Origin of the sequence: Nocardia sp. NPDC051990 (assembly GCF_040680755.1) — a bacterium.
Lineage (GTDB): Bacteria > Actinomycetota > Actinomycetes > Mycobacteriales > Mycobacteriaceae > Nocardia.
In genome coordinates, this window is record NZ_JBFAXH010000004.1 from 412,482 (window position 1) to 434,945 (window position 22,464).

18 protein-coding genes and 2 pseudogenes are annotated in these 22,464 nt (G+C 66.6%); 8 read left to right on the forward strand and 12 right to left on the reverse strand.

The genetic code is table 11. From position 1 onward, the window contains the following. Positions 1-68 precede the first annotated feature (68 nt). The 4 genes and pseudogenes from AB0L63_RS11070 to AB0L63_RS11085 form a co-directional block, all read left to right on the forward strand. Complete coding sequence (locus AB0L63_RS11070; protein ID WP_364498235.1) at positions 69-2,930, forward strand: circularly permuted type 2 ATP-grasp protein; 2,862 nt, start codon at positions 69-71, stop codon at positions 2,928-2,930. Continuing rightward, positions 2,927-3,841 carry a transglutaminase family protein gene (locus tag AB0L63_RS11075; protein ID WP_364497841.1) on the forward strand — a complete coding sequence of 305 codons (915 nt, stop codon included), beginning with the start codon at positions 2,927-2,929 and terminating at the stop codon, positions 3,839-3,841. The genes AB0L63_RS11070 and AB0L63_RS11075 overlap by 4 nt, the downstream gene beginning before the upstream one ends. A gap of 4 nt (positions 3,842-3,845) precedes the next feature. After that, a complete protein-coding gene (locus AB0L63_RS11080; RefSeq protein WP_364497844.1) occupies positions 3,846-3,974 on the forward strand; it encodes a zinc-ribbon domain-containing protein in 129 nt (42 codons plus the stop codon). A gap of 20 nt (positions 3,975-3,994) precedes the next feature. Next, positions 3,995-4,411 (forward strand): annotated as a pseudogene (locus AB0L63_RS11085) (putative zinc-binding metallopeptidase); the annotation flags it as partial. 5 nt (positions 4,412-4,416) lie between these two features. Here the strand turns inward: AB0L63_RS11085 and AB0L63_RS11090 are convergent. The 7 genes and pseudogenes from AB0L63_RS11090 to AB0L63_RS11120 form a co-directional block, all read right to left on the reverse strand. Then, positions 4,417-5,307, reverse strand: coding sequence for a DUF2637 domain-containing protein (locus tag AB0L63_RS11090; RefSeq protein WP_364497847.1), 891 nt, complete (start codon positions 5,305-5,307; stop codon positions 4,417-4,419). 158 nt (positions 5,308-5,465) lie between these two features. Next, positions 5,466-6,176: a glutamine amidotransferase gene (locus tag AB0L63_RS11095; protein WP_364497850.1), complete on the reverse strand. Its 711-nt coding sequence runs from the start codon at positions 6,174-6,176 to the stop codon at positions 5,466-5,468. Then, the gene (locus AB0L63_RS11100) at positions 6,173-7,408 is read right to left on the reverse strand and encodes a MurT ligase domain-containing protein (protein ID WP_364497852.1); all 1,236 of its coding nucleotides are present in this window, start codon (positions 7,406-7,408) and stop codon (positions 6,173-6,175) included. The genes AB0L63_RS11095 and AB0L63_RS11100 overlap by 4 nt, the downstream gene beginning before the upstream one ends. Before the next feature lie 714 nt (positions 7,409-8,122). After that, positions 8,123-8,377 (reverse strand): annotated as a pseudogene (locus AB0L63_RS11105) (integrase core domain-containing protein); the annotation flags it as partial. Between the two features lie 209 nt (positions 8,378-8,586). Continuing rightward, positions 8,587-9,522: a glycerophosphodiester phosphodiesterase family protein gene (locus AB0L63_RS11110; RefSeq protein WP_364497854.1), complete on the reverse strand. Its 936-nt coding sequence runs from the start codon at positions 9,520-9,522 to the stop codon at positions 8,587-8,589. 313 nt (positions 9,523-9,835) lie between these two features. Next, on the reverse strand, positions 9,836-10,735 hold the full coding sequence (locus AB0L63_RS11115; protein ID WP_364497857.1) for a serine hydrolase: 900 nt from the start codon (positions 10,733-10,735) through the stop codon (positions 9,836-9,838). Between the two features lie 11 nt (positions 10,736-10,746). Further along, entirely contained in the window at positions 10,747-11,622 is an 876-nt protein-coding gene (locus tag AB0L63_RS11120) for a LysR family transcriptional regulator (protein WP_364497860.1), read from the reverse strand. A gap of 165 nt (positions 11,623-11,787) precedes the next feature. Between AB0L63_RS11120 and bla (AB0L63_RS11125) the strand changes: the two genes are divergently transcribed. Further along, complete coding sequence (bla, locus tag AB0L63_RS11125) at positions 11,788-12,762, forward strand: class A beta-lactamase (RefSeq protein ID WP_364497863.1); 975 nt, start codon at positions 11,788-11,790, stop codon at positions 12,760-12,762. Then, positions 12,759-13,703, forward strand: coding sequence for a class A beta-lactamase (bla, locus tag AB0L63_RS11130; protein ID WP_364497866.1), 945 nt, complete (start codon positions 12,759-12,761; stop codon positions 13,701-13,703). Before bla (AB0L63_RS11125) ends, bla (AB0L63_RS11130) begins: the two co-directional genes overlap by 4 nt. A gap of 134 nt (positions 13,704-13,837) precedes the next feature. On the opposite strand, the gene AB0L63_RS11135 is transcribed toward bla (AB0L63_RS11130), so the two are convergent. Next, positions 13,838-14,062: an MbtH family NRPS accessory protein gene (locus AB0L63_RS11135; protein ID WP_364497868.1), complete on the reverse strand. Its 225-nt coding sequence runs from the start codon at positions 14,060-14,062 to the stop codon at positions 13,838-13,840. A gap of 315 nt (positions 14,063-14,377) precedes the next feature. On the opposite strand from AB0L63_RS11135, the gene AB0L63_RS11140 reads away from it, so the two are divergent. Next, entirely contained in the window at positions 14,378-14,560 is a 183-nt protein-coding gene (locus tag AB0L63_RS11140) for a hypothetical protein (protein WP_364497871.1), read from the forward strand. Positions 14,561-14,960: 400 nt separating this feature from the next. Here AB0L63_RS11140 and AB0L63_RS11145 read toward each other — a convergent pair whose 3' ends face one another. From AB0L63_RS11145 to AB0L63_RS11155, 3 genes are all read right to left on the reverse strand, one after another. Continuing rightward, a complete protein-coding gene (locus tag AB0L63_RS11145; protein WP_364497873.1) occupies positions 14,961-15,572 on the reverse strand; it encodes a pyridoxamine 5'-phosphate oxidase family protein in 612 nt (203 codons plus the stop codon). Between the two features lie 169 nt (positions 15,573-15,741). Beyond that, the gene (locus AB0L63_RS11150; RefSeq protein WP_364497876.1) at positions 15,742-17,517 is read right to left on the reverse strand and encodes an FAD-dependent oxidoreductase; all 1,776 of its coding nucleotides are present in this window, start codon (positions 17,515-17,517) and stop codon (positions 15,742-15,744) included. A 718-nt stretch (positions 17,518-18,235) separates the two neighbouring features. Then, entirely contained in the window at positions 18,236-19,204 is a 969-nt protein-coding gene (locus AB0L63_RS11155) for an EamA family transporter (protein ID WP_364497879.1), read from the reverse strand. 324 nt (positions 19,205-19,528) lie between these two features. Between AB0L63_RS11155 and AB0L63_RS11160 the strand changes: the two genes are divergently transcribed. Then, positions 19,529-20,425 (forward strand): LysR family transcriptional regulator, encoded by an 897-nt coding sequence (locus AB0L63_RS11160; protein ID WP_364497882.1) that lies wholly within the window; start codon positions 19,529-19,531, stop codon positions 20,423-20,425. A 20-nt stretch (positions 20,426-20,445) separates the two neighbouring features. On the opposite strand, the gene AB0L63_RS11165 is transcribed toward AB0L63_RS11160, so the two are convergent. Continuing rightward, positions 20,446-22,170, reverse strand: a complete 1,725-nt coding sequence (locus AB0L63_RS11165) for an AAA family ATPase (protein ID WP_364497885.1) — start codon at positions 22,168-22,170, stop codon at positions 20,446-20,448. Between the last annotated feature and the right edge of the window lie 294 nt (positions 22,171-22,464).

Consider the following 22,464-nt stretch of genomic DNA (forward strand, 5'->3'; position numbering starts at 1 on the left):
GTGGGGCGGACAGGTGTCCGCACTCGGAGACAACGTCTGGCAGGAGAAGCGAGGTCGGCGCGGTGACTATGCGCGACGAAGCGCGGGGAACGGAATCCGGTGCCCAGGAGGAGACGACGCTGCTGAATGCCGGACGGCTCAGCGTGCGCGAGCAGGTCGCCGAACAGTTCGCCAAATATCGCGCCGAGGGCGCGGATACCGCGGGCTATGACGAATGTGGTCGGCCGATGGGCGGATATTACGACGAGTTGGTCGATCCCGCGGGTGGTGTGCGGCGCATGTGGTCGGAGCTGTCCGCCGATTTTGTCGAATTGGGCATGTCCGGACTCGCGCGGCTGGACGGCCGGGTGCGCAGGCTCATCGATGACGACGGCATCTACTACACCGAAGCCGCGGCGGCGGGCGAACCGACCGCCTGGCGGCTGGATCCCATTCCGCTGCTGGTCTCCGCCGAGGACTGGACTCGCCTGGAGGCCGGGTTGGTGCAGCGCTCGCGGGTGCTCGACGAAGTGCTCACCGATATCTACGGCCCGCGGCGCGCCATCACCACCGGTCTGCTGCCGCCGGAGGTGGTATTCGGCAATAACGGATATGTGCGGGCCGCGCACGGCATCACGATTCCGGGGCGGCACCAGTTGTTCCTGCACGCCTGCGATCTGAGCCGGTGGAGCGACGGACAGTTCCGGGTGATCGCCGACTGGGCGCAGGCACCGTCGGGTGCCGGATACGCGCTGGCGGACCGGCGGGTGGTGTCGGCGGCGATTCCCGAGGCTTTCGAACGTTCCAATCCGCGTCCGCTCACGCCGTTCGCGCGGGCCATGCGGTTGATGCTGATCGAATCCGCGCCGATGGCCGATGACAATGATCCGGTCGTCGTGGTGCTCAGCCCGGGTGTGCATTCCGAAACCGCCTTCGACCAGGCCTTTCTCGCCTCTACGCTGGGCTTTCCACTGGTGGAGAGCGCGGATCTGGTGGTGCGCGACAGTGCGCTGTGGATGCGCTCGCTCGGCACCTTGAAGCGGGTCGATGTGGTGCTGCGCCGGGTGGACGCCGAATTCTCCGATCCGCTCGATCTGCGGCCGGATTCCCGGCTCGGCGTGGTCGGGCTGGTGGAGGTGTTGCGTCGCGGTGCGGTGACCGTCGTGAATACGATCGGCAGCGGGTTGCTGGAGAATCCGGCACTGGCCGGATTTCTGCCGCGGATCGCGCGGGCGCTGCTCGGGGAGGAGCTGGTGCTCGAGAGCGCGCCGACGTACTGGGGTGGCAAGGACAGCGAACGGTCGCATCTGATCGCGAATCTGGACCGGCTGATCATTCGCTCGGCGGTCGACGGCGCGACGCTGTTCGGTCCGGAACTGTCCACTGCGCAACGCGCGGAACTCGCCGCTCGGATCGAGGACCGCGGCTGGCAGTGGGTTGGACAGGAGCCGGCGCAGTTCTCGGTCGCGCCCGCGGTCCAGGAATACGGCGGGCTCGCCTCGGCGCCGGTCGGTATGCGACTGTTCTCACTTGCCCATCGCGGCGGCTATACGGCGATGGCAGGTGGCCTCGGTCAGCTGCGGCAGCGCATACATCCGGAGCGGGTGGTCATCAAGGTTGCCGCCAAAGACATTTGGGTCCGCGCTGCCCCGACCGTCGTCGCCATCAGCACCGAACCCGGCCCGGAGGAACGCGAATGCCGCGCCCCGGCGATCGAACCGGTCAGCTCCCCCCGCGTACTCAACGACCTGTTCTGGATGGGCCGCTACAGCGAACGCGCCGAAGCCGTTGTGCGACTGCTCATCGCAACGCACGAGTGCTATCAGGACTACCGCTACCGCCCGTGGCTGCAAGGCGCCGACGCTCTGCCCATCCTCATGGCCGCGCTGGCCCGCACGACCGCGACACTGGCTCCGTTGCGTGTGCTGCCCGATGGCGTGCACGAGACGAGTTCCGGTGCGCGGCAGCCACCTTCGGCTGAGCCGGGCTCGGTCTCGGGCGGATCCGGTCCCACGACGGGCAGCCCGGGAACAACAGCAGGTGGGGCCGAGTCCGCCGGTGCCGGATCGGGCGCTGGTGCGCCAAATATCGGTGCGGATACGGAGTCGAAGCCGGTTGCCGCGATTACCGCTGCGGTGGTGCCCGAGGCGGGACGGGAGGGGCATGACTACTTGGTGGCGTTGACTGTCGATCGGGATATGCCCGGGTCGATGGCGTTTGCGATCAATCGGTACGGGTCGGCGGCGCGGGCGGTGCGCGATCAGTTGTCGGCGGATACCTGGATGATTCTTGGTGCGGTGGATCGGGCGCTTGCGGAGTATCGATTCACCGGTGACGATCAGGAATCGGCATTGTCGGCGGTGCATTCGCTGTCGTTGGCGGCGCTGCTTTCGCTGTCCGGTATCGGTGCCGAATCGCTGGTTCGCGACACCGGTTGGTACGTCATGGATATCGGCAAGCGCATCGAACGGGGACTGTCGCTGACCGCATTGCTCGCGGCGGCGCTGACACAGTCATATCCGCCGGAGGCCGAGCGGGTGGTCACCGAAACGGTGCTGAAGGCGACCGAGTCGTCGGTGAGTTACCGTCGGCGGCATCGGGATTCGGTGCGGGTATCGGCGGTGGCCGGACTGCTGCTGTTCGATGCCGGGAATCCGCGCTCACTGGCCTATCAGCTGGATCAGACCGATGCCGACTTCCAGGCGCTGCCGGGTGCGTCGGGATCCTCACGCCCACAGCGGCTGCTGGCCGATGCTCAGCGCATGCTGAGCCGGGTGGACCCGGACGATCTGGATAGCACCGATCCGGAGGGGCGGCGGACCGAACTGGCCGAGTTGCTGGAGGGCGTGCATTTACGGTTGCGCAAGATCTCCGAATCGTTCGAGACCACGAAACTGGCGTTGCCGGCCGACATCCAGCCGCTGTGGGGTAGCACGAGGGTCGTTGAATGATCGCGCCTAACGCCGCCGCCCGGCGCTATCGGGTCGAGCATCGCACCACCTACAAGTATTCCGACGAGGTCACCAGCTCCTATGGGCGCGCCTTTCTGACGCCGCGGGAGTTTCCGGGACAGCGCCTGCTCTCGCATGAGATCCATATCGATCCGATGCCGTCGGACCGCTCGATCGGCACCGATGTATACGGCAACACCACCTCGTATTTCCATGTCACGGCCGTCCATACGAAGCTCGTGGTCACCGGGGAATCCGTGGTCGAGGTCGACATACCCGATACGGCAGCGGTGAGCGCAACCGGTAAGCCGTGGGAGCAGGCCCGTCCGAACACGGCCAATGGCCCGCTGGCGGTGGAGTTCACCCTCGACCTGCATCCGCCCGAGATCACCCCCGAGGTCACCGCATATGCCGCCGAATCCTTGACGCCCGGTAGGCCGCTGCTGGCAGCGGTGACCGAACTCAACACCCGCATCTTCGCCGACTTCACCTATAAATCTGGCTCGACCACAGTTTCCACCAAGGTCGCCGACGTCTTCGCCGCGCGCGCGGGCGTCTGCCAGGACTTCGCCAGGATCGGCGCCGCCTGCCTGCGCTCACACGGGCTGGCCTCGCGCTATATCTCCGGTTACCTGGCGACCGATCCACCGCCGGGTAAGGAACGCATGATCGGCGCGGACGCGACCCATGCCTGGTCCGCGGTGTGGGTGCCCGGCGATACCGCACACGACCGGACCGGCCACTGGATCGGCTTCGACCCGACCAATGACCAATTCGCCGACGAGCGGTACGTAACCGCTGCGTGGGGCCGCGATTATGCCGATGTGCCGCCGCTGCGTGGCATCATCTACACCGACGCCAAGGAGAGCTCGATCACCGTATCCGTCGACGTGGCACCGGTAGAGGTGTAGTGATATGCGCGATTTCACCTGTCCGAACTGCGGACAACAGCTGGCCTTCGAGAACTCCGTGTGTCTGTCCTGTTTCAGCCCACTCGGTTTCAGCCTCGCCGATCGGGCGCTGGTCATTACTTCTCGGTACTGATCGCCGATGACGATGCCGCGCAACGCTTCCGGAACCTGTTCGGTGACCCGAACGCCGACTATCAAGCGGCACTGGACCGCCATTACGTCGAAGGCGCGCCCGCAGGCTGGGAAACCAACTACGTCTCGTCCTATGCCGCCATGCACGCCGGCGAGGACTGGGCCGAAACCTTCGCGCACTACCTGCACATCCGCGACACCCTCGACACCGCCGCCGCCTTCGGCTTCGCCCCCGCCGGCGCGACCCTCGACCGTCCCCAAGTCGGCCGCGCCGGCTTCGACCGCATTATCGACCGCTGGCTCCCCCTCGCCTGGTCGCTCGATATGGTCAACCGCTCAATGGGCCACGACGACCTCTACCCCTTCGTCCTGCCCGATCCGGTCCTGGAGAAGATGCGTCTTGTCCATGACCTCTGCACCACCCCCGATTCCCGCTGACCTACCTAGCTGACACCGCTGGTCGCGACCATCGGCAGCTTTTTCGGAGCGACGGGCAGCGGGTCGGTATTCTCCAGGCCCGCGGCGCCTCGCGTCAGCACGACACGCTCTTTCTGCGGTGCCGAATCCCGATCCTCGTCCGCCGCTTGGTCGCGGACCTTCTGTGTCTCCGGTGCGCGGTCCGCCGGCATCGCTGGTGCGCGGTCCGCCGGTGTGTGTTCCGCCCGTGCTGTGGGTGTGTGCTCGGCCTGCGCTGTGGGTGCGTGTTCCGCCCGTGCTGTGGGTGTGTGCTCGGCCTGCACTGTCGGCACGCGGTCCATCTGCACTGCCGGTACGTGTTCCGCCCATGCTGTCAGTGCGTGCTCCGTCGGTGCGTGTTCCGCCCGTGCTGCCGGTATGTGCTCCGCGGCGCGTGCGCGATCATGTTCGCGCCCGAACAGCATCAGGGTGAGATGCACCGCGAACAGCATGGTCAGCGGCATACCGGCGTACAGCGACAAAGACACGGGGCTGCCCCCGATTTCGCGCGCGTACTCGATATTTCCGGCGACCGACATCAGGGTCCAGAAGACGAATAGTGCCGTGGCATACCACCAGGCCGAACTTCGCCTGCGGAAGGTGGCGGTGGCGATGATCGAGCCGATGACCAGTCCGTCGATGGCGATCGGCACATTCGCGGCGAGCGCCGGAGCCACCAGGTTTCGCACCGACAGGTCGTGCAATGCGGCAAACGACATTTCGAATGACGTGAGCGCGACGACGCCGGTGACGACTGCCGAAGCATGTAGCGGGCGCGGCCGCCACTCCCGAAGTCGGCGGATCAATGACAGCAGACCATCCGCCGGTGCCGACTGTTCCTCGAGCAGTACAGAATCCGTTGTTGTGATCGTTGTCATAGCCGGAGCGTATCGTGCATCACTCCGTATTCCGTCGAGGCTCCCGGCGAAAACACGACGCGTTGTCCGTATTTCGGACATCGTGCCCAAATCCGCCATTCTCGATGACGGCGCGGTTGCGTCCGCTGCCGATCACCCGGGCGGGCTCGGATCAGTGCTCAGGCGCGCAAGCGTTCTCGGCGGAGTCGGTCCACCTCGGGCAGGTGCAGTGGGGGGAGTTCGTCCACGCCGAGGACGCGCATGAGCAGGAGGTCCGCGAGTTCCGGATTGCGGGCGAGGACGGGGCCGTGCATATAGGTGCCGATGGTGGAACCCTGGACTACGCCTTCGAGGCCGTCGCCGACGCCATTGCCGACGCCGCGGGTGACATGTGCGAGACCGGTGGCGTCGCCGCCGAGTTTGGTTCCGCCGCGGTGGTTTTCGAAGCCAGTGAGGGCGGCGGTGAGACCGGGGAGCATCGGGGTGGTGGTCACCTCGCCGATGGCGCGCTTGGCCTGCGGGGAGGTGGTGACATCGATGAGCCCGACGCCGTCGACGCGCTCGCCGGTGGACGTCTCGTACCAGTGACCGAGCACCTGGATGGCGGCGCAGATGGCAAGTACCGGAGCGCCCTTCGCGGCGGCCCGCTGCAAGCCCGGATAGCGCTGCAGATGCCGGGTGGCCAGGCGCTGCGCCGAATCCTCTGCTCCACCAAGGGTATAGATATCGAGTGACTCGGGAACCGGTTCGGACAGGGTGATTTCGACGATCTCGGCGTCGTGGCCGCGCATGCGCAGTCGCTGCCGCAGCACCAGCGCATTGCCGCCATCGCCGTAGGTGCCCATCACATCGGGCAGCACCAACCCGATGCGCACAGTCGATTCGTTCATGCCCGCCCCTCCAGATCGCGGTTGAGATCGCGGAACGCGGTGTAGTTCGCCAATACCTCGACCCGTCCCGCCGGACAGGATGCGATGGCGCGCAAGGGATCCGACACGGTGGTGTGCTCGACTCCGGCATAGGTCAGGCGCACCGCGAGATCGGTGGCGCGCTCACCGGCGGCCACCACCTGGACACCCTCGAAATGTTCGAACCGCACATCCCATAGCCAGGACAGGTCCTCGCCATCGGGCACCTGCCCATTCACCGCGATCACCAGACCGGCCGAGTCGGGCTCGATCATCGATAGCGCCTCCTGCCAGCCCGCGGGATTCTTCGCGAGCAGCAGTCGGGCGGCGTGCTCGCCGACCTGTACCGTCCGATAGCGACCGGCGATCTCGCGCACCGTACCCGCCGCGGTCACCGCCGCCGCCGGATCCGCACCGAGTGCGACCGCCGCGGCGACCGCCTGCGCGGCATTGCCCTTGTTGGCCCGTCCGGGCAGCGCCAATTTCAGCGGCAGCCGGACACCGTTGGGCCCGACCAATTCCGAGCCGTCCAACCACCAATCCGGTTCGGGCCGTTCGAAATCCGTTCCGGTGCTACGCCAATGCGCACCCTCCCAGACGATCGGCTCACCGCTGCGCGGACAGCTCGTCGCATCCATCGACCAACCGCTGCCCGCCGCGACCCACACCACATTCGGATGGTCGTAGGCAATGGAGGTGACCAGCACATCGTCACAGTTGGCGATCACCACGGTCTGCGGATGCCGCGCCAATCCGGCGCGCAGCTTGCGCTCGATCATATTGATCTCGCCGACCCGGTCCAGTTGGTCGCGGCTGAGATTCAGCAGGACCACCACGGACGGATTCAGCGAATCGGTGACATGCGGCAGATGCAGTTCGTCCACCTCGATCGCGGCCAGCGGCGTCCCGCGGTGCGCGCTCAGCGCGGCCACGATGCCCGCGTCCATATTCGCGCCGTCGGCCTGCGTGGCGACCTTGCCGAGGGTGCTCAACGCGGCGGTGGTCATCCTGGTGGTGGTCGACTTGCCATTCGTGCCGGTCACCAGCACCGTGCGCCGTCCGCGGCCCAGCTGATCCATGATCGTCTTATCGATCTGGAGCGCGATCAGCCCGCCGATCATCGACCCCTTGCCGCGGCCCGCCTTCTGCGAGGCCCACGACGCTGCCGCCGCCGCCCGCAGCGCAAGTCGCCCGCGCACCGTTATATCTGCCACGTCGCGAGTCTATGTGCTCTGCTCGGCGGCGCATTCGCTGCGGCCCAGCTCCCCCGCCTCCCCGGAACTTTTGCCGGTCGTCGAGCACGGGGAGGTTCCCGTTCCGGGCCGCCGGATCTGTGCCGGACGACTTTTGGGCGTACCCGACGAGTTACCCATGTGCACACTAGATGGTAGCCGCAGGTCATGACGTCTTCAGTACGGCGTGACCTGCGATCGTTTGCCATCTATTTGTCAAGAATCCGATGGACGTGCGCCGGGGTCCTCCGCCCTGGTATAGCAGGTTAGACGGGTCGTTGGTGCCCTATCCGGGTATCGGCCACTCGGCGGAGTTCCGGTGTCGGTCGAGTGGCCCAGAGGACCGACGCTGCACCCGCCGAGACTGGGATGCGATCAACCCGATGACGTCGCGATTCTCGTCGGTCCCGGAGGACCGACGCTGCGTTCGAGGCTAGGGCAGATCCAGCGACCTCACTATGCCCAATCGTTCGAGAGGAATCGATGGAAGAAGTGACCACAAGAGTGCCTCGCCAGCTGGCCGGTTCGACATTGGCGAGCCCACGAAGCTCGCCGATCAGCTTGACCGCGCAAGCCGCCGGGGTGGCACGTAGAGCGGCAAAGACCCACGAGCACTTCTTCCGTGCCGCGACCGAGTTGTTTCTCACGCGCGGCTGTGCCGAGACTTTGAATCCCCCGGGTTCGGTGCACACCCGGTTATCTGTCTCCAGCCGGTTGTTCGGCGTGAAGTGCATAGTAGTCGGCTTCGTACTCGACCGGTGGTTTGCGGCCGAGTCGGTGCATCAGCCGGGACTTGTTGTACCAGCCGACCCAGTCCGCAGTGATCAGCTCGACATCGGCGAGCCGGGTCAGTGGACCGGACCGGAACGGTGAATCCTCACGGATCGCTTCGGTCTTGTAGAGCCCAATTGTGGTCTCCGCCAACGCATTGTCGAACGCATCACCTACCGACCTGGCTTCGGGATGCTGATCGCGGGTGGAGACCCGTCCGTAGCCGAACCTACGTAACCGGACACTCCGTTCGCACCCAAAGACGCCACCCAACAGATGGGCAAAGCCAACCACACTCACCGGATTAACACCGACCCACTGAAAACCCGGCCCTGGCAAGCCGACTAGCGCGACGTGTACCCGGACACCGGCCTGGCCCGCTTGTCCTATCACCGATGCTCACCGAACAGCGGCGCGATCATGTCGACCCGATTGGTCCAGACGAGACCGGTGAATCCGGCGGGGATCCGGTCGAGGGCTTCGGGAGTATCGAAGCCCTCGGAGAAGCCGCCGGAACCGGCGACCAGCACGATCCGGGCATCCGCTTCGGCCATGCGCTCGGCGAACCGTTCCGGCCAGCCCCACAGCCAACGCGCATAGCCTTCGGGAATGTGCAGCTGGGTGTGGCGGCAGGCGTCGGGGGCCGCGCCGGTCCAGCCCAGCGCCTCGTACCGGCCCAGGCAGTCGATCATGATCTGCTTGGACATAACGCGCATGTCCGGCAGGCGCTTGTGGACGACCGCGATCGGCTCGTCGCCGCCGTAGACGGTGAGCCGGCCCGGTTTCTCGGCGGCCAGCCGGTCGGCCAGGGCGGCGCCCTCGGCGGGGTCGTTGCTCTTGATGTCGATCAGAAGCGACTGGTTGGGGAAGGCAGCGAGGACCTCGTCGAGCGTGGGCATGAGACCGACGCCCTTCCCGCGGAACGGGTAGGTCTTGCCGCCGTCGGCGGTATAGCCGTACCCGATATCGAGTTTCCGCAGCTCGTCCATGGTGTGGTCGCGGGTGGTGCCGGTGCCGTCGGTGCGGCAGTCGAGCGTCCAGTCATGGAAGACCGCGAACTTGCCGTCGGCGGTCCAGTGGACGTCGAACTCGACCTGATTCGCGCCCGCGTCGAAGGCGGCCCGGATCCCGGCGATGGTGTTCTCCAGATAGTCGTGCACCGGGGGGTTGATACGCGAGGCGGTGCAGGTGTCGGCATCGACGCCGTCCATGGGGTAGGTCTGCGCCATTCCACGATGCGCGAGCACCAGCGGCCGGCCACCGGGCTCGGCCGCGAGCAGCGTCGTGTTGTTGGCGAACAGGAAGCCGGCCAGCACCGCGATCACCGTGACAGGCATCCAGTAGCGCTTCTTCTTCCAGCGCGGACGGCGGCCGGGGAGCGGAGCACTTTCTGACGCGGACATGCCGAGCATCCTCACATGCTGGCGCAATCCGCGGAATCGGTTCGGACGGTGACGTTTTGGACGTGCCGCATCGACAAATGCGTACGACCGACCGCAGGCAGTACCGGCCCACCCGGGCGGTGTGTGCCTCCCCGAACCCTGAGGTAGTTACCTGCGCGGGTTCACCCCACCGGTGCTGCGGATATACCCAGCTGCGGTGAGCACTGCCAGGCTGACCACAGAACCTCGGGCGCCGTCACTCCTGCGGAAGCGGGCGGCGCAGTTCGGTGACCGCGATGCGGGCGGATTCGGCGATGGCGGCGTCGACGGCGGGCAGGTTCGGGTCGGCGCGCGCCGCGCGGGTGAACACCGCCACCGCGACGGGGTGCTCGTCGGGAAACTCCACCACCGCGACCTCGTTGCGGATCGCGCCGATGGTGCCGGTCTTGCCCGCGACGAACACGCCGCGGTGCGGGAACGCGGAGGCGATGCGATGCGGCCAGGCCTGCTTACGCATGACGGCGCGGACGAATTCGGTCTGCTCGTCCGACAGCACAGTGGCCGCCCACACGGCGCGCAGGAAACGGGTCATCTCCTCCGGGGTCGTCGCACTCGTATACGACGGGTCATAGGCCGATACTGACCACGCATCGTCGTTATCGGCCAGCACGGCGAACGCCTCGGCGGTGGTGTGGGTGTCGGTATCGCGTACCAGGCTGCGGAACTGGTCGGCGGTGCCGCCGACGATACGGGTCTCGGTGAGGCCGAGATCGATGAGCAACTCCTCGACCGCGCTCAGACCGACCTCGCCGAGCACGACGTCGGCCGCGGCGTTGTCGGAGACGGTCATCATCGACGTCGCCAGATCGCGCCTGCTCATGGTCACCGGGTCGCGCATGACGGCGATTCCGGTCGGGCCGGGTGTGCAGTCCGACGGGATCACGGTGAGCCGGGCGGTGGAATCGAGCAGTCCTGCGTCGACGCGACGGCAGAACGCGACGAACAGCAGCAACTTGTACACCGACGCGGTGACCACTCGTTCCTGACCGCCGACGGAGATCTCGGCGGCGGATTCGTCACACCGGCGGGCGTGCAGCCATCCGGTGCATCCCGCGTCGGCGAAGACGGCACGGATCTTGTCCGCCGCGGTGGGCACACCTGTTGCTCTCATTGCTGTCGGTCCCGGTAGAGCACGCGATCGACCGCGTCGGCGGCGGCATCAGCGCTCGGGCGGCGGATGACGCGGACCCGCAGGGCCACGGCCTGCGGCGCCATGCGCAGCCAGGTGACTCCCGGCGTGACAGTGGGTGGTGTCGCTGTCAGTCCGAAGCTCGTACCCGCGGCGACGGCGGCGAGCATTGCGCGGTCGTCGCAGGCTGCGATGGTCTGCGTGTCCAGTCCCCGCTCCCGCAGCAGATCGACCACGGTGTCGAAGGCCGGCGGATTCGCGGCGCGCGTCGGGTGCGCGAACGTCAGCCCGGCGAGCATCGGAAACGTGGGGCGTTCAGCGACGGCGCCGCGGTGATCCGACGGCACGACCAGCCAGCGCGGGATCTTGACCACGGGCCCGGCCTCGATGCCGTCGACGAGTGCGGGGTGCTCGATCACCGCCAGGTCGCACAGGCCGGCACGAACATCGCTGATCAGATCGACGGTCGCGCCCGCGGTGGTGGACACCACGGCTCCGGCCCCGACCACCGTGCGCAGTGCGCTCACACAGGCGGTGACCACCCGGACGGGCAGTGCCGCCGTCGCACCCCAGTGCACGGCGCCACCGGCATCCGCGATGCGCTGCGACTCGGCGAGCAGGCGCTCGGTGTCGTCGACGAGCAATCGAGCGCGGGGCAACAGCTGCACACCCGCCGAGGTGAGCATCGCGCCATGGCGGGTGCGGTGGATGAGTTCGACGCCGAGGTGCTGTTCGAGCCGCCGCAGTCCCTGTGAGAGCGGTGGCTGGGTCATGTCGAGTGCCGCCGCCGCCCGACCGAAGTGCCCCTCGTCCGCGACGGAGACGAAGAAGCGGAGGTGGCGGATCAGATCCATGCGGCCATTGAACCAAGTGGATCCGCGTCGCCGCTTCCGCCGTCGCGCCGCCGCCGGTATCGAGGCCGACTCCTGCGCGCGGACCTGCGGCGATAGCGGGTTCGACTCGGCCGCGCCGGGGTGCGATATTGGCCGGGACCAGGGGGCCGATGGTGTCCTGCAGCGGTGACTTTCCCTGCATTCATTCATCCAACTCCGCTCGGCCGTCGGCGATTCTTCGCCGCCGCGCTGGCAGTGTCGGCGCTCGCGGTCGCGACGGCGTGCGGCTCCAGCTCCGATGCGGCACCGGCACCGGCACCGGCACCGGCACCGGCACCGGCACCGGCGAGCGCGGCCGCACTGACACCGGCCTTCACCGAGCTGGAGACCAAAGCGGGTGCGCGACTCGGCCTCTACGCGATCGATACCGGCACCGGGCGCACCGTCACCTACCGTGACGGCGAGCGTTTCGCGATGGCCTCCACGTTCAAGGGCCTCGCGTGTGGCGCGCTCCTGCACGCGCATCCGTTGTCCTCGGGCTATTTCGACCAGGTCATCCGCTACCCCGCCACCGATCTCGTCAAAAATTCGCCGGTGACCGAGAAACACGTGGACACCGGGATGACCGTCGCCGAGTTGTGCCACGCCACGATTACCGCATCGGACAACACCGCAGGCAACCAGATCCTGAAACTCCTCGGCGGCCCAGCGGGTTTCACCGCGTTCCTCCGTTCCCTCGGCGACAACGTCTCACGCCTGGACCGCTGGGAGACCGAACTGAACACGGCTATCCCCGGCGACGAGCGCGACACCACCACGGCCGCGGCGCTGGCCGCCGACTACCACGCCCTCGTCGTCGGCGATACTCTCGCCGAACCCGAACGCGCGCAATTGAAGTCGTGGCTCGTCGCCAGCACCACCGGCGGCACTCGCATCCGCGCGGGCCTGCCTGCCGACTGGACCGTCGGCGACAAGACCGGAAGCCCCGCCTATGGTTCCGCTCACGACGTCGCCGTCGCCTGGCCGCCCGGCCGCGCACCCGTGGTCATCGCTGTCCTGACCACCAAGTCCGAGCCGACCGCCGAACCCGACAACGCCCTTGTCGCCGCGGCGGCGCGGGCCGCCGTCGAGGCGCTCGGGCATTCGCAGGGCGGCCGATGAGCAGCGTAGGTAGGCCTGTGACAGCATCGCAATCGGTCATTACTCGCCGCAGTGCGCTCCTCGGAGCGGCCATGCTGCTGGCCGGGTGCGCGCAGCGACCCGCACCGGCACCTGGTCCGGTGGACTCGACGCGGCCGGCACCGAGCTCCGCTGCCACGGCGAACGATCGCCTGTTCGAGTTGGAAACACAGTTCGACGCCCGCCTCGGGGTCTATGCCCTCGCCACCGGAACCGGCGCGACCATCGCCCACCGCGCGGATGAGCGATTCGCGTTCTGCTCGACATTCAAGGGACTGGCGACGGCAGCGGTGTTGCACCGTAACCCGCTGTCACACTTGGACACTGTCGTCACCTACACCGCAGCCGATCTCATGAAGAGCGCTGCCATCACCCGGGAGCATGTGACGACGGGGATGACAATCCGTCAGCTGTGCGACGCCGCGGTGCGCTACAGCGACGGCACGGCGGGCAATCTGCTGCTCCGCGATATCGGAGGGCCCGGCGAGCTGACGGCGTACGCCAGGAGTCTCGGCGACACGGTCACGCGGATGGATCGGTTCGAGCCGGCCATTGTGCAGGCCACCCCGGGCGATCCGCGCGACACGACGTCGCCCCGGGCGATCGGCACCGACTATCAGAAGATCGTGCTGGGTGACGCACTGCCGGCGGACAAGCGCGCCTTTCTGCGGGAACTGTTGGAACGCAACGCAACCGGTGCGGGAGCCCGCCGAATACGAGCGGGCGTCCCGAAGGGATGGACCGTCGCCGACAAGACCGGGACCGGCGACTACGGCACGCTCAACGACATCGGCATCGTGTGGCCTCCGAATGCCGAGCCGATCGTCGTCGCGATCATGTCCAGCAGGACCGCCCAGGACGCCGAATACAACGAAGCGCTGATCGCCGAGGCGGCCGCTTACGTGGTGGCGGCACTGGCCTGAGCGCACGTCTCGACCGAGCGGGGGCGGTACGGCGTGATCTGCGCGAACACACGCTCGACGCGATCGCGGCCTGAATCGGCGATGAAGGGCGGGGCGCGCCGGCCGGCAGCGGGGATGTAGACCGACGCGCCCCTTCATTCCGTTGGTCTGCTGTTCATGGCGGCGATCAGGGACGCGGGGCGCATGTCGAGCCAGTGCTGCTCGACGTAATCCAGGCAGGCGCTGCGGGCGGCGGCGGCGCCGTAGGCGACGGTCCAGCCGCTGGGGACGGCGGCGAAGATCGGCCAGAGGGAGTGCTGGCCTTCGGCATTGGTGAGGACGTAGAACTGGGCGTCATCATCGTCGAACGGGTTGCTCATTCTTATGTTCGACATGGCCCGCTCCGGGCGCGCGCCATAGAGTTGGGGCGATTTGACCAATGCCCGCAGGGCATCGCGATCCCTCAGGCGGGATACGTACCGACGATGACCAGGCGTTTTTAAGTTGCCCATGTTTTGCGTGCCGTGCCCAGGGCACGAACCTACGACAGAGCCAACTGTAGGGGATCGACGCCCATGCGATGGCAAAACTGCACTCTCGTCCAGTCGCTCATGTGCGACTCCCAGCTATAGATGGCGGTGGCCAGAGGGCTGAGGAGCCTATTCCCGTCTGTTCCCAGGTGTAGTTGGCGGATGTTGCCAGATTTTCTTGGCGGCTGGATCATCGGCTACGCCGACGACGCGCTCATCGTCACCGCAGTCCTGCGTAGCGTTGTGAGGGCCGCTGGTCTGGATGCCGTGCGCGTCCACTGGCCCGGCACCGACGACGGGTTCGCGGCGCTGGTACGGCTCACCGGACTCAGGGAAACGAAGCTGTGAACTCGGTCACGCCGAGATACGGAAATCGGCTACCGCGCGCTCCCTGAGTCCAATCGCCGCCGCTGTGTGTGACCCCAGCCGCCGACAAAATCTGGGAACCGCCATCTATAGCTGGGGGTCGCATCATGTCCGGCATGGTTGCTGGCCAGCCGTCGTGACTTGTCATCAAACCCGCCATTTAATAGCTGACGTCAACCAATGAAGCCCACGCACGCCAACGCTAGTAATCGATATCACAGCCAGAACTGGGCAGAATTTCAATATATCCGCAGCTCAGAGGCTCTCTGAATCAACGACACCCAACGCCGCCAACGCTTGACAACGACAGCCATCGCGCCCTAGTTCGATGTGAGTACATGGAGTTACCCATGTGCTGACGAAATCAGTGCTTACGTTTTGTCTAATACAGCTTGGCGTTGTAATTTTCTGGCGAGTAGTAGTGCTCGAGCTCCTCGACCGACTCCGTCACATTGGTCTGGACCTCCTTGACGAGCCGGGCCGGACTCGGCAGATTGTCGACCGGCCACTGCTCCGGTTCCCATAGGTGACTGCGGATGAACGCCTTCGCGCAGTGGAAGAAGATCTGCTCGATATCGACCTCGATCGCCAGGATCGGTCGATGGCCCTTGACCACCATGTCGTCGAAATAGGGTGCGTCGCGGAGCAGGCGGGCCCGGCCGTTGATGCGCAGCGTCTCGCGGCGGCCCGGAATCATGAACAGCAGCCCGACGTGCGGATTGCTGAGGATATTCAGGTAGCCGTCGGCCCGGCGATTACCGGGCCGTTCCGGAATGGCGATGGTGGTGTCGTCGAGGACCTTCACGAAACCGGGCGGATCGCCCTTCGGGGAGGTATCGCAATTACCGTCGGCATCGCTGGTGCTCAGGGCGATGAACGGGGTGGCCGCGATCCAGTCGCGATCGCGGGGATGCAATGCGACGCGCTCCTTGGTCGCGGCTCGCGGAAAGACCTCCCCGAGCAACTGCCGCAGTTCGGCTGGGTCGGTGATCACTCCTCCGCCTCCGCGGAACTCTTGCCGGTCGTTGTGCACGTGCAGACTCCCGTTCCGGGCCGCCGGATACGTGCTGAACAACTCTTGGGCGTACCCGGCGAGTTACCCATGTGCTTGCGAAATCAGTGATCACGTTGACTCTACGGTGATCTGCGCGGCGAGTCACGGGTCACAGACGCAGGTCGAACAGGTTGGGCTCGCCCGCGGCGTACCGCTCGGCATCGATGCGGCGCAGCGGTTCCAATTCGGTGGCCCGGTAGAGCGTGAACTTGCGGCAGCGTTCGGCATGGGAACCCGAAACGTCGAGGATGGCATTGACCGCGTCGCGCGCCGACTCGTTGGCGCCCTCCATGGTTGCCAGGTCGACATTGGTGCGCACGTAATCGCCTGCCAGGAACAGGTTTTCGAGCGCGCCATGGGTCTCGGGTCGGCAGTCCCATGACCCGGCGGTATTGATCAGCAGCGGATCCGCATTGGCATTGCGCCGCTGCGATTCCTGCCAGCTGATGCCGGGATCGAGGAACCAGGAATGCAGATCGGCATCGCGCAACAGCTCGTCGCGATCGTTCAGATGTGCCGCCAACTGAGCCCACACCTCGCGCGCGATCTCCTCATGTGTGCACTCTTTGGCGGGCTTGCCGTAGAGCATGCCGGGGGAGTTCCAATCGGAGATATCGACCGAAAGACAGTCCTGCACGGTGCCGTCGCCGAATTCGGTGAGTTTGCGGGTCCACAGCTGATTCTGGGTGACCGAGGTGAGCGACCACGGCGCGTCGATATAGGCGGTGTGACCGTGCGAAATATCCATCGGCCTGCGCAGGTAGAACTGGATGCCATTCATCCAGTCGACGAAGAGCCGATCCATCGCGGCCAGCTCCGGGCGCACCTCGAGCACGTGGGGCGACCACAGGGCGCGGGCCTGTTCGGCGGGCAGCGCGACCACGAAATAGTCGGCGTCGATACTGCGCTGGGCGCCGTTCTCATCGACGATGCGGGCCGAGGCGATCTGCCGATCACGCACGTCGAGTCCGCGCACCTCGGCCCCGAGCGCGAATTGCACGCCGAGTTCGCGCAGCCGCTGCACCCATGGATCGATCCACACCGAATTGGTCGGCCCGTTCAGCACCCGGTCCAATGAGCCGTCATTGCCGATTCCGAAGGGGTTGCCGAGGAACTGCTCGCCCATGGTGCCGATGGTCCGGACGCTGGCGACATCCTCCTTGGCGGCCACCATGATGCTGGTCAGAGTGCGCGAGAGCAGGGCGCGGAATTCGTGGGAGCGCCGGTGGCCGCCGACGAAGTCGCGCCATGAGGTGTACTCCCACTGCCCCAGCCGGCGGGCGTCGCAGCTGGAGTTGAATACCAGCAAGCGATCGGCGAAGTAGGCGCCTTCGTAGGCGGGCATTTTCAGGGCCGTCGCGATTGCCGCGCCCATGGTTTCGCGGAACGAGTCCAGGGTGAAATTCGCGCTGGCCTTGGGGCCCAACGGAAGTCGGAAATCATCGCCGCCGAGGCGGGCGAAACGCGCCTCCTGCAAGCCGATCAGATTATTCCAAACCCCATTCGGATTGCCCGCGAACGGAATTCGCCGCATAGTATCCGGAATATGTTGGTAGAAGCCGGGAAAGAAGCGGAAGCCGTGCTCACCTGGTAGGTCCGGCCGTCCGCCCGATCCGCTGCCCGGCACCGGGATGCTGCGCGCCTTGCCCCCGAGTGCACGTCGCTCGAAGACGGTGACCTCGAATCCACGCTCGGCCAATTCGTGTGCCGCGGTCAATCCCGCGACTCCACCGCCGAGTACCGCGACCCGCCTGCCACCGGGACTGCCCGCGGCAGGCGCCGACCTCAGCCCACCTGCCGTCAGCGCCCCCGCCGCTGCTACTCCCGCCGCGACGGTGCCGCGCAGCACTGCTCTTCGCGACACCGTCCATCGCTGATCCACCATGTGCTTCTTTGCTGCCTATAGCGCGTCGAACAGACCGTTCGACGCCACCCTTCCGAGCACCGACAAGTTTCTCGACAACGTTCCCGCCTCCGGACCCTGTTCCACGCCGCAAACACTGTAAAGCGACTGTCAGTGGGGGAGCCGACCCACCCCTGACGCCGCCCGCCGGAACCTGGTCGGCCACCGGTTCACGAAAACGCCGGGGCAGACATTACCGGGCACCGTGACCGGTCCGAACCGGTTTCCTGAACCGGTGTTGTACGCAACCTTCGCAGGTCAGGGCGTCACAGCGACCGGTATTGCTACGGCGAAAGCAGGCAGGTTTCGGTTGCGGCTGGGCTGGGCCGCCTGTTGCAGGTTGTGTTGGCGCGACGGAAATGGAGCTGTGCATGGCTCAGGTCTCCACCTGTCAGGCACCCGGCTCGGCTCCCACGGCAGGTTGAAACCAATTTCAACGCTGCGGCATTTGCCTGTCGGGTCGGCTCAGACCTTTCTTGATCAGGTTGCCTGCCGAGCGTCGGGTCCGGGGCAGGGGCGAAACCGGTTCGACCGGTAGGGCAATCGTGTTGTGCCGGTCGGGCGACTCCACGAATCGGGTTTGCCTATGGAGGGTCGGGGCCGGTGCCGGAGGTAGCGGTCGAAACGGTTCGACCGCAGTGACATTCGACCGCAGTGACATTCGACCGCAGTGACAATTGCATCGCGGTGGTCGGTCGGCTCAGGCGTCCACCATTCGGGTTTGCCTGTCGAGGTCTGGCTTCGGCATCCGGGGCAGGGTCGAATCCGGCGCTGCCGCTGTGGCATTCGCATCGCGGCGGCCCACCTTTGTCGCCGCGAATGCGCCCGCGATCACGATGGCGCCACCGAGCAGCGACAGCGGCGTCGGGTCCTCGCCGAAGGCGGCCCAGGCGGCGAGGATGCCGACCACCGGGACCAGCAGGGACATGGGCGCGACCGTGCTGGCCGGGTACCGGCTCATCAGGTAGGTCCACAGGCCCGAACCCGCGATCGTGCCGAGCGCGACGATGTAGACGAGGCCGAGCAGCGCATGCCAGCCGCCTGGGGAAGTGACGTCGGTCAATGCGTGCAAGCCGGTTGTCGGTCCTTCGATGACTGCGGACAGCGCGAACATCGGGATCGGCGGCACAACCGTCATCCACAGCGTCAGATGCAACGGGTTGACGTCGCCGGACGCGGTGGACAAGCGCGAGCCGACATTGCCGAAGGCCCACCCCAGACCACCCGCCAGTGTCAGCAGCACTGGCAACAGCGCCGCATGCTGTGCGCGCTCGAGCCCGATCACCACAATGCCCGCCACCGCGACCGCAATGCCGAGCAACTGCGTCATCCGCAGCCGCTCCCGTAGGAACAGCGCCCCCAGAACCACCGTGAACGGCGCGGACGATTGCAGCACCAACGAGGACAACCCGGTCGGCATACCCGCCCGCATAGCGGTGAACAGAAACGCGAATTGCAGAATCCCGAACCCGATCCCATACAACAGCAACCACCGCAATGGCACCTTCGGCCGCGGCACGAACATCAGCACCGGCACCGCGATTACCGCGAACCGCAGCGCGGCGAAGAAGAACGGCGGAAAGTGGTCCAGCCCCACCCGAATCGCGATGAAGTTCAGCCCCCACAGCACGACAACGGTAAGCCCGAGCAAACGGTCACGATTGGTCACGTTCTTTATCGTCGGTAATGAAACCGCTAAGAACCATCGAATAAATATGCACTAACGATGTAGCATCACTTAATGGTTTCCGGCAGCCATCGCTCTCCGACTTCCGACGCCCCGCAACCGTTGCCTCGAGCCGATGAGCCTAGGGATACCTCGGAGTCGGCCGAAGTATCACCATCAACCGCATCGGCGGCCGGGTCGACGGTATCGGCAGGGGTGGCGGAGACTGCGAGACCGGCGCCCCCCGATTCGCCCGGTGGCGCGGGGAGTTCAGCTCACGCAGCCGTTTTACCGCCCGCAGGGGCGGGCGGGCGGGTTGGACCGCCGATGGCGGTTGAGCGGCTGCGGGTGCTGCGGGAGTTCGCGGATCGCGGGACTGTCGCGGCTGTGGCCGAGGCGCTTTCGATGACTCCTTCGGCAGTGTCGCAGCAGCTCAAGGTGCTTGCCAAGGAGGCCGGTGTCGCGTTGCTCGAGCCCGATGGGCGGCGGGTTCGGCTCACCGATGCGGGGCAGGCGCTGGTGGTGCGCGCCGATGAGGTGCTTGCCGCGATGGACCGTGCGGTGGCCGAGATGGCGCACTATCGCGGGTCTGCGCGTGGTCGCGTCCGGGTCGCGCTGTTCCCGTCCGGCGCCGCATTGCTGCTGCCGCGGGTGCTGCCCGCGCTGGCCGACAGTGGTGTCGAGGTCGTCGCCCGTGACGAGGACCTGCCGCCGAGTGAAGTACCGCGCCTACTCGCCGACTACGACATCGTCCTCACCCACCGCGACGAGCGCTCACCCGGTATCGCGGGCCCGCGCGTCAGTACCGCGGTCATCATGCGCGAACCCACCGATGTCGTTGTCGCACCGACCCATCCGCTCGCGACCCGCACCGAGGTGACCCCGGCCGAACTCGCCGAGGAGACCTGGCTCAGCGTCCGCGGCGGCTTCCCGGTTGACGACGTGCTGCGCTCCATCGCGACGATGACCGGCGTCCAACCCCGTATTGTCCAGCGCCTCAACGACTTCCGTGTCATCGAAACCCTCGTCGCCGCGAACTACGGCGTGGCCCTGATGCCCCGCTGGGCCGTCGCCCACCCGGACCTCGCCGTCCTCCGGCTCTCCGGCGTCCGCGCCGCCCGCCTCTACGAACTGGCCACCCGCCCCCACGCCGCAACCCGCCCCGCCATAGCCACCGTCCTGCAAGCCTTCCGCACCGCCGCCATCCAAATCACCGCCGAATAGCGCCCCCCGAGAACCGGATGCTAGTGGTGCCTGGGCGGACCGGGGCGGTACTGCTGGGTACTGATGTAGCCGAAATCGTCGGCGACCATGGCGGCCAGTTCCAGGAGGGCGCGCCGGGTCGGCTTGCTCACCAGTTCCAGGTCGATCTCCGCGCCCTCGGCGAGATGGTCGTCGAAGGGCACCACCTGGACCGCGCGGGTGCGGTCGAGGAACAGTTTGCGTAGCTGGTCCAGGTCGACGGTGGAGGCGCCGCGACGAGATGCGTTGACCACCACCACCGTTCGCTCGACCAACTTTCTGTAGCCGTGGTGGTCCAGCCAGTCCAGGGTGGCCGAAGCGCTGCGGGCGCCGTCGATGGCTGGTGAGGTCACCAGCACCAGTGAGCTGGCCATATCGAGCACACCGGCCATGGCCGAATGCATCAGACCAGTGCCGCAGTCGGTGAGGATGATGTTGTAGAACGACTGCAGGATGCCGATGGCCTGGCGGTAATCGGCCTCGCTGAAGGCCTCGGAAACCGCCGGATCCTGTTCACTGGCAAGCACTTCCAGCCGGCTCGGCGCCTGGGAGGTATGCGCCCGGACATCGGAGTACCTGGTGATGTGCTGATCCTCGAGCAGATTGCGCACGGTGGAGCGGGTCTGCCGCGGCACCCGATGCGCCAGGGTGCCGAGGTCGGGATTGGCGTCGATCGCGATGACCCGGTCACCACGCAGCGAGGAGAACGTCGATCCGATCCCGACTGTCGTCGTGGTCTTACCGACGCCGCCTTTGAGCGAGAGGATCGCGATCCGATAATCCCCGCGCACCGGCTGATTCACCCGGTCGACGAGATCGCGGTAGACGATATCCGCCGCGGACTCACCCGGATTGATCATGCCGCCGGAGGCCTTGTGTACCGCGCGTCGCCAGCCGCTGCGCGGTGCCTTGCGGGCCCGCTTGAGCAGGTTCAGGTCATTGACCGAATGTCCGGGCTGGCCGGGTTGCGGTACATGCTGCGGCTCGAACGGCCGCTGCTGACCCGGCGGGCCGCCCTGCCAACCCGGCGGTGGGCCCTGCTCGGCATACGGCATCACACCCGCGCCCGGCCCCTGCTCGCCATATGGCATCAGACCAGTGCCCGGCCCCTGCTCGGCGTACGGCAACTGCCCGGTGTGCGGTTGCTGACCCACGGACGGTTGCCCCATCGGCGCCATGGGCGGCTGCTGATACATCGGCGGCTGCTGCACCGGTGGTGGTGGCGGTGCCCAACTGTAGATCGGCCCGCTCTGCGGCTCGGCCTGACTTTCCGTCGGCACCCGCCGAATCAGCCCATCGGGCCCGATCTCCTGCCGGTACTCGCCATAGGACGGCTCGGGCTGCACCGGATGGCTACCACTCTGGCCGGGACCCTGCTGATACGGCTGCGCGAATTGACCGGGGTGGTACGGCGCACCTGGCGGCGCGAAAACCTCGGGCGGCCCGTACTGCTGCGGCGGCACCCCGGCCTGCGGGTAAGTGGTGGTCTGATCCGCCGGCCCGGCCGGATATCCGGTGAACTGCTCGGCTGGTTCATCGGACTGCTCGGCCTTGTCAGCGACCTCGACGGTCTCGTGTGCATCACCCGGACGCTCGGATCCCGCGTCGACGGGTGTGGATTCGGCCGCTTCGTCTGGCGCCGAAGAGCCGGTGGTGACCTCGGCCGTATCCACCGAATGACTCTGCAGCCAGGGCGGAGAAGTCGGGTTGTGGTCGTTAGTTGTCACAGTTCCCCCATCTGCTCGGGAATTCGAGCAGAGAGCTCGGCGCTTGAATGCGAATCAACGCTAGCACGGGGTACCCGGCCCCGCGCCGTGGTATACACCGCTGCCGCGCCGAGTGCCACGCGACCAGCCGCGACCCGAAAACGCTGTCCAACAGCGAGTTCGAAAGTCGGACGCCCGGGTCGGCGACAAATCGTCACCAATGGGCGTCCGGTTCTCACCGTACTCCGTGGTCTCGGCCGAGGTGCCGGATCGCTCGGACCGGGCCGAACGACCTCGGCCCCAACCGATCCGGCT

Bases quoted from the DNA above. Each gene is read 5' to 3' on its own strand.
- AB0L63_RS11080 (WP_364497844.1), top strand. From the start codon at position 3,846: ATGCGCGATTTCACCTGTCCGAACTGCGGACAACAGCTGGCCTTCGAG.
- bla (WP_364497866.1), top strand. From the start codon at position 12,759: ATGAGCAGCGTAGGTAGGCCTGTGACAGCATCGCAATCGGTCATTACT.
- AB0L63_RS11135 (WP_364497868.1), bottom strand. From the start codon at position 14,062: ATGAGCAACCCGTTCGACGATGATGACGCCCAGTTCTACGTCCTCACC.
- AB0L63_RS11150 (WP_364497876.1), bottom strand. From the start codon at position 17,517: ATGGTGGATCAGCGATGGACGGTGTCGCGAAGAGCAGTGCTGCGCGGC.
- AB0L63_RS11070 (WP_364498235.1), top strand. From the start codon at position 69: ATGCGCGACGAAGCGCGGGGAACGGAATCCGGTGCCCAGGAGGAGACG.
- AB0L63_RS11075 (WP_364497841.1), top strand. From the start codon at position 2,927: ATGATCGCGCCTAACGCCGCCGCCCGGCGCTATCGGGTCGAGCATCGC.
- AB0L63_RS11160 (WP_364497882.1), top strand. From the start codon at position 19,529: ATGGCGGTTGAGCGGCTGCGGGTGCTGCGGGAGTTCGCGGATCGCGGG.
- AB0L63_RS11120 (WP_364497860.1), bottom strand. From the start codon at position 11,622: ATGGATCTGATCCGCCACCTCCGCTTCTTCGTCTCCGTCGCGGACGAG.
- AB0L63_RS11095 (WP_364497850.1), bottom strand. From the start codon at position 6,176: ATGAACGAATCGACTGTGCGCATCGGGTTGGTGCTGCCCGATGTGATG.
- AB0L63_RS11090 (WP_364497847.1), bottom strand. From the start codon at position 5,307: ATGACAACGATCACAACAACGGATTCTGTACTGCTCGAGGAACAGTCG.